Annotated in this window: 9 protein-coding genes; 4 read left to right on the plus strand and 5 right to left on the minus strand. The window is 66.0% G+C overall.

Annotated features, from left to right (window positions below; genetic code table 11):
• Positions 1-438: 438 nt before the first annotated feature.
• The 3 genes from G3446_RS24215 to G3446_RS24225 form a co-directional block, all read right to left on the minus strand.
• Positions 439-1,914: a metallophosphoesterase gene (locus tag G3446_RS24215; RefSeq protein ID WP_164456168.1), complete on the minus strand. Its 1,476-nt coding sequence runs from the start codon at positions 1,912-1,914 to the stop codon at positions 439-441.
• 426 nt (positions 1,915-2,340) lie between these two features.
• Positions 2,341-4,494: a putative bifunctional diguanylate cyclase/phosphodiesterase gene (locus G3446_RS24220; RefSeq protein ID WP_164456170.1), complete on the minus strand. Its 2,154-nt coding sequence runs from the start codon at positions 4,492-4,494 to the stop codon at positions 2,341-2,343.
• Between the two features lie 3 nt (positions 4,495-4,497).
• Complete coding sequence (locus tag G3446_RS24225) at positions 4,498-5,421, minus strand: phosphate/phosphite/phosphonate ABC transporter substrate-binding protein (RefSeq protein WP_164456172.1); 924 nt, start codon at positions 5,419-5,421, stop codon at positions 4,498-4,500.
• 404 nt (positions 5,422-5,825) lie between these two features.
• Here G3446_RS24225 and G3446_RS24230 point away from each other — a divergent pair, with 404 nt between their 5' ends.
• Positions 5,826-6,434 carry a hypothetical protein gene (locus G3446_RS24230; protein WP_164456174.1) on the plus strand — a complete coding sequence of 203 codons (609 nt, stop codon included), beginning with the start codon at positions 5,826-5,828 and terminating at the stop codon, positions 6,432-6,434.
• A 90-nt stretch (positions 6,435-6,524) separates the two neighbouring features.
• Here the strand turns inward: G3446_RS24230 and G3446_RS24235 are convergent, their stop codons facing one another.
• The gene (locus G3446_RS24235; protein ID WP_245232734.1) at positions 6,525-7,025 is read right to left on the minus strand and encodes a hypothetical protein; all 501 of its coding nucleotides are present in this window, start codon (positions 7,023-7,025) and stop codon (positions 6,525-6,527) included.
• A 13-nt stretch (positions 7,026-7,038) separates the two neighbouring features.
• Positions 7,039-7,752 carry an SDR family NAD(P)-dependent oxidoreductase gene (locus G3446_RS24240; protein WP_164456176.1) on the minus strand — a complete coding sequence of 238 codons (714 nt, stop codon included), beginning with the start codon at positions 7,750-7,752 and terminating at the stop codon, positions 7,039-7,041.
• A 483-nt stretch (positions 7,753-8,235) separates the two neighbouring features.
• On the opposite strand from G3446_RS24240, the gene lapB reads away from it, so the two are divergent.
• The 3 genes from lapB to galU are packed head-to-tail and all read left to right on the plus strand — an operon-like array spanning position 8,236 to position 11,104.
• Positions 8,236-9,447 (plus strand): lipopolysaccharide assembly protein LapB, encoded by a 1,212-nt coding sequence (lapB, locus tag G3446_RS24245; protein ID WP_164456178.1) that lies wholly within the window; start codon positions 8,236-8,238, stop codon positions 9,445-9,447.
• Between the two features lie 40 nt (positions 9,448-9,487).
• Positions 9,488-10,189 carry an orotidine-5'-phosphate decarboxylase gene (gene pyrF / locus G3446_RS24250; RefSeq protein WP_164456180.1) on the plus strand — a complete coding sequence of 234 codons (702 nt, stop codon included), beginning with the start codon at positions 9,488-9,490 and terminating at the stop codon, positions 10,187-10,189.
• A 33-nt stretch (positions 10,190-10,222) separates the two neighbouring features.
• A complete protein-coding gene (gene galU, locus G3446_RS24255; RefSeq protein WP_164456182.1) occupies positions 10,223-11,104 on the plus strand; it encodes a UTP--glucose-1-phosphate uridylyltransferase GalU in 882 nt (293 codons plus the stop codon).
• The last annotated feature ends 174 nt before the right edge of the window (positions 11,105-11,278 follow it).

An 11,278-nucleotide genomic window follows, 5' to 3' on the forward strand; every position in this document is an offset into this window, starting at 1 on the left:
ACCTCGACAGGATTCACAATCGCTTGCTTGTCGCCGCAGTCGCCATCGGACCACGTCCCGAGCGCTGGCTCCGTCAACTGAGGAATCTTGCTAATCAGGACAACCCATGGCACTCGGGAAGCCCATGATGCTCCGCAAACGCCTGGGGGGATGAGAGCCTGGCGCCCCTGATGGCTCATCGATCCCGCGTCTCCCGGAGGCATCGCCCGCAAGCGGGCTCCTACGGCGCCGTCTTCGTAGGAGCCCGCTTGCGGGCGACTCGGGCATTTTCGACCTGGTGCGGGCAGTATCGGGACCCTTGCCGGAGGGTTTCCTGGAGGCTCCGACAGGGGGGGCTGGGGGCTGGTGGTCAGGATTGGGCCGTCTGGAGGCAGACACTCCGAGCGTGAGTCTGGTTGGCAGCGATGACGGGGGTGAGGCTCGGAGGGAGATTCTGCGCTAGAGGCCGGGCCGGCTCATACTGGCGTAGCGGTTATAGACGTTGAGCATGGGCTCCGTCGGATAGACCAGCGGAAGCAGCTTCTTGTCCGCACGCGTGATGACGCTGACCCAGTCGGGGGCGGCGCTGTAGAGGACGTGGTGGTTGGGGATACCGCCAGCGTCGGTCCAGTAGGTCCCGTCGTCCGAGAGGGGGGTGTGGCCGACGACTAGGGGCGTCTCGGGCTTGACGCCGAGACGCTTACGCATGCGGTTGACGTCCGTGGCTGTGTAGCCGTTGGGGATGTTGGGTCGGCGCAGGCGGTTATGGGTGAGCTGGCGCGCGAGCTTGGGGTTCTGGGAGATGTCGGTCAGGGCGTCCCAGGAGAGCTTGCCGGTGGGTGGGCCGGCGTGGCAGGCGACATAGCCGGCGGATGCCGCGACATAGGGTAGATGGTCATAGAGCCGCTGCATGGCGTTGCGGTATTTGCGTCCGCGTTTGTCCTCCAGGGCCTGCTCCCAGAGGAGTCCCTGGGGGATGCCTGCCTTGCTGATCTCCTCGGAGAAGCTGTCGTGGTTGCCGCGCAGGTAGAAGACGCGCGTGGGGAATCTCAGCTTGAGGCGAAAGATGAGGTCCATCATCAGCATGGAGGTGTCCATCTGGTCTTCCTCGCCTGGGGTTTCCGGCTGCACGGCGTCGCCGAGGATGATGAGGACCCCGCTGCCATCCTTGAGCGCCTCTAGAAAGCCGTTCTGGGTGAGGATGACCAGGAGGTTGTCGATGCGGGCGTGGAGGTCGCCGACGATGATGGGATGCGGGCGCTCGGGCAGGGCGAGGAGTCCGCTCGGACGGCCGTGGTCGTTCTCGACGCGGTAGGGCTCTCGCTGCATGACTTCGAGGACGCGCTCGATGAGCGCAAGGGCCTCTTGGCGGCCAAGCGGCGCGATGGGCCCGCCGAGGATCTCATGCAGGCACTCGACCTGCTTGCGGCGCCAGCGCGCCATGCGCTCTATCAGGTCTTCGGCGGTGAGCGGGGCCACGCAGGCGCTCGTCTGGTCCGACTTGCGCTTCATCGCCAGGCCTTTCTGCGAGAGCTTCAGGCGCAGGTGCTTGGTGTCCACGACCTTGGGGTAGCGCAGCAAGGCGCGCTGCCAGGCGTCTTGGCGACCGAGCGTGATGGACTCGCCTGGACTGAGGCGCAGGAAGCCGCTGATCTCCGAGAAGTAGGTGGTGGGGTCGAAGAGCAGATAGTCGCCTTGGTGCTCGAGCGCGCCGTCCTCGTCGAAGCGCAGCTCCGGATAGAGGTGCAGCCGATAGCCCTGCTCGCCGCCCAGTAGGAGCTGCAGTGGCACGGCAGGCGCCGGGATGCGCACCTTCTCGTCGGTGAGTCGCAGGGCGCCGCGCAGGTCGACGTCCTCGCAATTGTCCATGCCCTGAACCACGTCGCTGAAGCGCTTGAGGAAGCTCTTGCGTGAGATACGGTCTGGTTGCGCCATGGCTCTGGGATCGTCGGCCGGGGGTTGGTGTGAGAGGGCTAATGTCACCGGTCGCGCCCGTCGGCGCAACTTTTAGCCTAGATTCGGCAATTGGAACCGCAAAGGCGCGAAGGACACAAAGAAAAACAGAGGCTTGCATTGCTACGTCGCTTCACCCTCTGGGTGAGCATCGCTTCGTAGACAAGGTGTTGAAATCTTTTGCGCTCTTTGTGCCCTTTGCGGTTCAACTGCTCTTTTAGGTTTAGTCCTTGAGCCGGGGGCTCCTGGGCGTATCGCCTGGCCAGCATCTTGTGGGAGCGCCGCCTTGGCGCGACTGGGGCGGTCGGCGCGGGCCTTGTCGCGCCGGGGCGACGCTCCAACGGATCGGGCGGCCGACCTGAGCGAGGCCGGACGAGCTGTCGCATCGCCAAAGTGCTCAGCTTACTGCTAAGCCGAGGAGGCGGTGAAGTGCTGTGGTTGGGTGAGAACGTACTTGGGCCACTGATCTGCCGTGCGGGAATAGATCTGGACCCAGTCCAGCAGCTGGTCCGCAGGAAGCGGCTTAGACATGAGGAACCCCTGTGCGATGTCGCAGCCTTGGGCGTGAAGGACGGACCACTGGGCTTGGGTTTCCACGCCCTGAGCCGCTGTTCTGATGCCGAGCTGCTTGGCGAGCGAGATGAGGGCGGCAGTGATGAGGCCGCTGTCCTCGTTCGTCGCGATGTTCTGGATGAGGCTGCGGTCGATCTTGAGGGTGTCGATGGCGAGTCTGTGCAGGTCGACCACGGACGAATACCCGGTTCCGAAGTTGTCGATGGCAAGCTGTGCGCCGAGCCCCTGAAGCCGCTCGATGGATTGCCTGCTGCTGGTGCTGTTGAGCAGGCTGTTCTCCGTGAGCTCGATCTGCAGTGCATCCGCCGGGAGGCCGCTGTCTGCGAGTGCGTCGCGTGCGATCTCGGGCAGGTCGGGGTGCGTCAGCTGCTGAGTTGCCAAGTTGATGGCGAGTCGCAGCTCGGGCAGGCCTTGACTGCGCCACTGGGCGAGCGCCCGGCAGCCTTCGGCGAGGACCCAGGCCGTCATCCGCGCGATGATGCTGGCGTCTTCAAGACGGGCGATCAGCTCGCCAGGCTGGGCCGAGGCGTCCGCGTCGCGCCAGCGCAGCAGTGCCTCGGCGCCCGTCAGACGCCGGGAGGCCATGTGGACCTGCGGCTGGTAGTGCAGCTCGAGCTGCCCGGTCTCCAGGGCCTGCTCCAGGTGGCGCTCCAGGCTGAGGCGACCCTGGCTGTTGAGGTCGAGCTCGGGCGTGAAGACGCAGTAGGCATTCTTGCCGCGCCGCTTGGCCTCGTACATAGCGCTGTCGGCGCTGTGCAGCAAGGCGTCCGGGGTGGCGCCGTCGCGGGGGTAGAGGGTGATGCCGATGCTGGCCGAGAGCTGCAGCTGGTGGTCCTGGATGCGATAGGGGCGGGCGAGGATGGCGAGCAGCTTCTCCGCCAGGCCGAGCAGGTCTGGGATGCCATGGACACCTTCGGCGACCACGGTGAACTCGTCGCCGCCCAGGCGGGCGACGGTGTCGCTGGCGCGCACGGTCTCGCGCAGGCGCGACGCGGCGAGCTTGAGCACTTCGTCGCCGAGTCCGTGGCCGAGCGAGTCGTTGATGGTCTTGAAGCCGTCCAAGTCGAGAAACATCAGGCCGACTTGTCGGGCGTTGCGGTCGGCGGCGTGCAGGGCATGGCGCAGCCGGTCGTGGAAGAGGTGGCGGTTGGGGAGCCCGGTGAGGACGTCATAGTTGGCTAGGTGTCGCATGCGCCGATGGCTGACGCGGAGCTCCTTGGCCATGGTGTTCAGGGCGCGTGCGAGGTGTCCTAGCTCATCGTTGCTGCGCACGGGCAAGGCGATGTCCAGGCTGCCGTTGGCGCAGGTTTCCGCCGCGGCCACCATCTCGGTGATCGGTTGGCTGAGCGATTGCGCGACCCGCCAGATGAGGATGGCGGCGATGCCTCCAACCAGCAGCAGGATGAGGCCGGCGCCGAGCAGCAGGCTGAGGCTGGCGCGCTCCCACTGGCGCGTGACCTGCTCGTCGAGCATGTGCAGCGAGGTCTGTAGCGCGGCTCTGGAGAGCGCGACGACGGCGTAGCCGGCGATGCGATTGTCCGCGCCGACGGCGAAGCTGAGCGTGCTGCTCTCGGGATGGGATTCCAGGATCGGCTGGCCGGGCAGGGGCTCTTGCGGCAGTGGATGTGGCTGGCCATAGCCATGGTTGGTGAGGCTGCCATCCGTGACGATGCGGCCGTTGGCGTCCGTGATGACGAAGGACTGGATCGGCAGCCATTCCCTGACCAGGTCGATCTCCTTGTTGAGGGCGGAGACGTCCAGGCCGTAGAGGTGGGGGAAGAGGTGCTCGCTGAGATAGCTGGCGCTGTTGAGCAGGACGTTCTTCTCGTTGAGCGTCTGGGTCTCCGCGAAGATGCTCTGCAGGCGCGGGCGCAGGTCGTTGACCATCCCGTAGCCGAGCCAGCCGGTCAATGCGAGCATGACCAGCATGAGCCCGGTGATCAGGAGCGTGAAGTGGAGGGCCAGGCGACCCCGGATCGTCTGCGGCATCGGCTAGTGGGGGCGATCGGCGAGTCTTGCTCGCCAGGTCTCGAGCTGTGCCCTGTCGGCGTCGGTGAAGGGCTCGATCCGTGTGATGCGGCTCGCCCGCGTCAGGGTGCCGCGTCCCGCCGCGTCTTTGTGCATGGCCAGGAGCGCGGCCTCGACTGGCTCGCGAATGCTAGCAGGCAAATCCGTGCGGAAGGAAAGGAGGTAGCGCAAGAGCGGCGGTGTCCTATGAAAGATACGCAGGCGCTTGCGCAGCGTGCGCGGCGTGCGTGTCCAGTCGCCATCGTTGAAGGCGCCGGCGTCTGCCTTGCCGCGCTCGACCCAGTAGGCCTGATTGAGCTCGGAGCCGGCGAAGCTGTAGAGGATGTCCTCGGGAGAGCGCCGCGAGCCCTCCGGCCTCAAGTGCATGCCCCATGCCTCGAGCGTCAGCTTGGGGAGGAAGAAGGCGGAGGTCGAGCGCGCCGATTCGACCGCTAAGCTTCGGCCGCGCAGATCCTGCAGTTGTCGGATGGGGCTGTCCTGACGGGTGAAAAACAGGGTTCGATATACGCGCTGGCCTTTGCGCCAGACGAGCAGCCTGGGCCGTATCCGGGCCGTTTCGATTTCAAGCTTCAAGCTCGGGATGAGGCTCTCGAACAGGGCGTCGATCTGTCCGGCGGCGATCCAGCCGCGCATCTCCTCCAGGTGCTCGGCAACGGCAAGCTCGGAGACCGCAATTTCAGTGTGGCGCAGCGCATCCTGCAGGTAGTCGAGCATCGGCCCATATTGTGCGATGGCATGGCTGGGCGCGCCGGATCGCTCGCTGATAACGCCGATTCTGAAGCCTGCGGGCGTGGGGCTGCCGCCGGATGCGTCGGTCCAGGCCGAGCCAGTCCCGAGAAGCAAGCCCAAGACCAGTAAGAACCGCGCTGTAACCATCTCGAGGCTCATGCCGTCGCGCCAAACACAATTCGGCTAGGTTGACTCTCTCCGCGCGCCAGCGTCAAGTGGCGCGGCCGGTGTGAGCGACGCCCCGCCGCGAGGCCTTCCGCGCTCAATTTTCCCTGTTCGACCGGTTGGACTCTAGCGCATATTATCGGGATGTGGTGATGGAGGTCTCGCTGTGCTCCTCCGTCGCCGATCTCGAAGCCGGTGTCTTCATGACGCTTTCCGGAGGTTTCCTTTACCAGCAGTGCCCTCGGGAGATGATCTGGCGAGAGCCGAGCCGAGGTCGTCACCTTGTCCGAGGCTGTCGCGAGACTTCCCATCGAGTCTGTCTTGGGCTTCGACGAAAGGATGGGGGCCCGCTCCAGGGGTGCCGCTCCCTGACTACATTGACCACAGAGAGGTGTCGAATGCGCGTTCTTGTCCGAAATCTCGTCGCGGTGGTGACGATGCTGGTGGCCTCGTCCGCCATGGCCGCACCCGAGTGGTACGTGGGCCATTCGTTCGTTTACAACGCATCGGGAAATCTCTGCACCTTCATGAGATTCCGTGCCGATTCCTTCACGGTCGCGCAGGCCGATATCCTCTATGCGCACCTTGGCGATCAGCTTGTCGCGCATGCCGAGGAGGGCGCCACCTTCTCGCATACGACGCCATCCGCTGCACTCGCTGCGGGGCAGACCGGCGAGCAGGCGGCGGCGGACTTCCTGTCGCAGGGCGTAGGCGCCTGCACGGTTGCGGGGGAGCCCGTGGACGGCGTCATGTTCATCAGCGCCTTCGGCTGCGACTATCAGAATCAGGCCCAGATGTGCATCCGGCTCTATGTGGATACCGGCGACAAGGATCTGACCCAGAGCGGGATCGCTCGCGGTCCGACCGGCGTCGATGGTGTCTTCGTCAGACGTCCGGTGTGGGATGCCTCGGCGGGGCTGGTCTACGCGGGAGCCGTCGATTTGCCTTACGCGATCGAATCCAACCTCGGCAAGCTCGCCGAGGGATTGAGTCTGTTTCGCGATTAGGCGACTCACGAGAGGCTTGGTGCCAGTCGCCCGCAAGCGGGCTCCTACGGAGCCGGGCATGTCGTAGCCGGTTGCGGGCGACTCGGGCTTTCAAGGCAGGGCGCGGATTGCGCCTAGCTTGTCTTGATACACATCTCTGAGCCTTTGCGGTAGCCCGCTTTCCTTGGCGCCGGGGCAGCCGTTCAGCTCCCGCAGCCGGGCGAGGAAGTCGGCTTCCAGGCGCTGTTGCGCACGTCGGTAGCTGTGCTCCGGAAAGAGGTCGTCCTGCACCGACAGCACTGTGGTGCGCAGCTTCCCGACCATGAGCTTGTTCAGGTTGTCGATCGCGCGGCCTGAGACGTCGCCGCGGCAGCGGGCGTTATAGAGGTCGAGATCGGCGGCTGCTTCCACGGCCTCGACGAGCAGTTGCTCCGTTTGCGCATCGAGGTCGATCGCGCTTGCGGCGCTGGCCAGGGCGCTCATCAGGACGAAGGCGGTCAGGCGGCGCAGCCGATGGGGACGCTTGGCCCGGCTGCGCTGTTGGCGAGTCGGCGGCGTGCGCCACATGATGGCGCGTGCGGTCTCAGAAGCGTGTTGCTGGGTGCGTGGCATGGCGGTGATCGGCTCAGGAGCGTCCGTAGACAGGGATGGCTGCGCCGGTGACGCAGCGCGCGGAGTGGGATGCGAGAAACAGGATGACATCTGCCACGGCATCGGGCGATACCCAGGTCGAGCGATCCTGCTGCGGCATTGCGGCCCGGTTCTGCGGTGTATCCAGGGTGCCCGGCAGGATGCAGTTGGCGGTGATGCCGGCATGCTTCAACTCCTCGGCAAGGCTCTCGGTCAGTGTGACGATCGCGGCTTTCGAGACGCAATAGGGTGCCATGTTAGCGGCGCCCCGCGTCGCCGCGCGCGCGGACACATTGACGATGCGCCCTGCGCCGGCCTCGCGGAGGTGGGGGATGACGGCGCGCGCGCAGTTGAGGGCGGTGCGCAGGTTCAAGCTCAGCATGGCATCCCAGTCCTCGGGCGTCGTCTCATCGACCGTCGGCCCCATCGCGAAGCCTCCCGCGATATTGACGAGCCCGTAGATTTGGCCTAGCGACGACCTTACTTCTTTCCCGAGCTCGACCGGCTGGCGTGGGTCGAGCAAGTCGAGCGCGAAGGTGGCGAACGCGCTGCCGGTCGGTAGCTCATCTTGCAGCTGCTGCAGTGCCCTGGGGTCGCGGTCGACCAGAGCCAGCGTCGCTCCCGCGGCGGCGAAGGTCTTGGCGGTGGCACGGCCCAGGTTGCCGGCGGCTCCCGTGATGATGAGGATTCTCCCCGCGAGCTGGTTCATGGTGTCGTTGGATCTCCGTGCTTGTGTTTTCCGTGGCTCGGTCTTTCGTGGCGCGAGCTTCTCAGGCGATTTCTGTCAATGTTCGTACCATCTGGCCTATCTAGACGCCCGCCTTCTGTGTCGCTCCGCCAGTCAGATAGCCCCGCTATGCTGCTGCCAGCGCCCCTTGGAGGCGGATCTCAGTCCGGCGCCATCTGGTAGACGCATTTCCGGCAATCGCCGCATGGCGCGGTTGGTATCGATCGGGCCGGGCTCGGCGAGGCCCCGTCGACGTCCTCCAGCATCGCTGGATGCACGCTTGGGGCGGCGCGCGGCCGGCTCCTCCAGCCATGCGCCTCGGGACGCTAGTCTGTATGATGCGGCGTGTGGAGACAGATCCCAAAATCCTCGATCCGCTGCCGTCGCATCGGAAGGGGCGTCTCGATCGGTGGGGCCGGTTTGCTTAGCCCTCGGGCGCGCTGTCGTTAGAGGTGACTTGAGCTCATGATCGAAGCGCTTTTTCTGCTGCTTCCGGTTGCGGCCGCCTCCGGATGGTGGCTGGCACGTCGCGAGCTGCGCTCTCATGCGGAAGGGGTCGGCCCGACACATCCGGACTTCTTGCGTGGCCTCAATTATCTGCTCGAAGAGCAGCCGGACAAGGCGATCGATACCTTTCTGAAGCTGGCCGAGGTCGACGGCGAGACGGCAGAGACGCATCTTGCGCTAGGCAGCTTGTTCCGTCGGCGTGGCGAGGTGGAGCGGGCCATTCGGCTGCACCAGAATCTGGTCGAGCGTCGCAATTTGAGTCCTGAGCTGCGGGGCTTCGCGCTCTTCGAGCTGGGGCAGGACTACATGCGGGCCGGGCTGCTGGATCGCGCGGAGGGGCTCTTCCTCGAGCTGGTCGAGCGTGGCCTGCATCAGCAACGCGCGCTCCAAGCCCTGCGGGACATCTACCAGCAGGAGCGCGACTGGATGAAGTGCCTGGAGGTGGCGGAGCGTCTCAAGACCTGCTGCGACCAGGCGATGATCGTCGAGACCGCGCAGTATTACTGCGAGCTGGCGGAGGATGCCCGGCGCAGGGGCGACGCTGCCGGGGCGCAGCGGCAGTTGGGATCCGCCCAGCAGGCGGATCCCAACTGCGTGCGCGCCATGATGCTGGAGGGGCTCATGGCGCTCGAGCAAGGCGATGCCGAGCGCGCGCTCGCGCTGTTTGGGCGTGTCGCGGATCGCGGCGCGGCCTATGTGCCGGAGATTCTGCCGGCCTTGATCGAGGCCATGCGCCGGTTGGGCTATGACGATGTCTTGGAGCGTCTGGAGGCGCTTGCGCGTCGGTATGCGAGTCCGCCGCTCATGCTGAGCCTGTGCGATCTCCTTGCCGAGGAGCGGGGGCCCGAGGCGGCTTTGGACCTGCTCACTGGCTATCTGACTCGCTACGCGGACCTGGCCGGGCTGGAGCGTCTGCTCGAGCTCGAGGCGCACCGGGCGCCGACGGATTCGCCCGAGGGTCAGCGCATCCACGTCGCCCACGGGGTCGCGCGGCAGCTGTTGGCGCGCCAGCCGGTGTATCAATGCGAGAAGTGCGGGTTCCAGGCACGCGCTCTGCATTGGCACTGTCCCAGCTGCAAGTGCTGGGGAACCGTGCTGCCCGTGCTGCCCGAGGAGATTTCGTGCGCTGCCGTGGAATCCGAGTGTCCTCCCGAGTCCGCGCGGGTCTGATCCCCAAGCCTCATTTCACTACAGGAGCAGAGCGGAGCTAGTGTCTGATTCAAAGCGCATCATCGTCGCGCTCGATTATGCGGCCGAGGCCCCGGCGCTCGCCCTGGTCGACCAGCTCGATCCGGGCCGATGCCGTCTCAAGGTCGGCAAGGAGCTCTTCACACGCCTGGGGCCAAGCTTCGTCGAGCGCCTTCAGCGGCGCGGCTTCGAGGTCTTCCTGGACCTCAAATTCCACGATATCCCCAACACGGTCGCAGCGGCCTGCGCCGCGGCGGCTGACCTCGGCGTGTGGATGGTCAACGTCCACGCCTCCGGAGGGCCCAAGATGATGGCGGCGGCGCGTGAGCGCCTCGACCGGCTTGGTGCCCCGCCCTTGCTGATCGGGGTGACGGTTCTCACCAGTCTCGACCGGGGCGATCTCGCGGCCGTCGGCTGTCCGGGAAGCCCCGAGGAGCGTGTGCTGGCGCTCGCTCGCCTCGGGCGTGAGGCGGGGCTCGACGGCATCGTCTGCTCGCCGTTGGAAGTCGAGCCGGTGCAAGCCGAGCTGGGGAGCGCGTTTCTGCTGGTGACGCCTGGGGTGCGCCCGGCCGGCGCGGCCGCGGGCGATCAGAAGCGCGTCATGACGCCCGCTCAGGCGGTGTCCGCGGGCGCGCACTATCTGGTGATCGGCCGTCCGATCACCCAGGCCCCTGATCCCATGAGCGCAATGCTTGAGATCGATCAGAGCTTGCGCTCTGTCTAGACTGCACGCTTATTTCGTTTCGAGAGGAAAGCTATGGCCAAGATCCACAAGGCAGTATTCCCGGTTGCAGGCTTGGGCACGCGCTTCTTGCCCGCGACCAAGGCGAGTCCCAAGGAGATGCTGCCGATCGTCGATAAGCCGCTGATCCAGTATGCGGCGGAAGAGGCGGAGTCCGCGGGTGTCGATCACTTGATCTTCATCACCGGCCGCAACAAGCGCTCGATCGAGGACCATTTCGATGTCGCCTACGAGCTCGAGCACGAGCTCGAGAGTGCGGGCAAGGACAAGCTGCTCAAGATCGTCCGCAATGTGCTTCCGAGCCACGCGGACTGCACCTATGTCCGCCAATCCGTCGCCCTGGGGCTGGGTCACGCCGTGCTCTGCGCCAAGCCGGTGGTGGGCGACGAGCCCTTCGCCATCATCCTGGCGGACGACCTCATCCGCACGAGCGGCAAGGGTGTCGTGGAGCAGATGGCCGACGTCTATGCCAAGCACGGCTGCAGCGTCTTGAGCGTGCAGGAGGTCCCGCGCGAGGAGACCAACAAGTACGGCATCGTGGAGGTCGAGACGGATGCGGACGGGACCATGCGGGTCGTCTCCATGGTCGAGAAGCCGGCTCCCGCCGATGCCCCGTCGAACCTGGCGGTGGTCGGGCGCTACCTGCTCACGCCCAAGATCTTCGAGAAGCTGGAGTCGACCCCCGCCGGTGCGGGCGGCGAGATCCAGCTGACGGATGCGATCTCCGCGCTGCTGCAGGACGAGCCGGTCATCGCCTACCCGTTTGAAGGCAAGCGCTACGATTGCGGCAGCAAGCTGGGCTATCTGGAAGCCACGGTCGAGTTCGGACTTGCCCACCCCGAGCTCGGCGAGCGGTTTTCCGCCTACCTCAGGAATTTCAAGGATCTGGGCGCGTGATGCGCCCCATCTAGCCCCGCGCTGGCCGGCTGCGCTTGCTCTCCCGCTGGCTGGGCGCTCCTGCTTGCGTGCTCCCAAGCTCCCGAGTCGCGGGGCCGCCGGGGGCGGCGCCGGGCGGGCGGGGGGGGGGGCGGGGGGGGGGGGGGGGGGGGGGGGTGTAGGGTTTTGGGGTTT

The sequence above is a fragment of the Thiorhodococcus minor genome (assembly GCF_010820565.1).
Classification (GTDB): domain Bacteria; phylum Pseudomonadota; class Gammaproteobacteria; order Chromatiales; family Chromatiaceae; genus Thiorhodococcus; species Thiorhodococcus minor.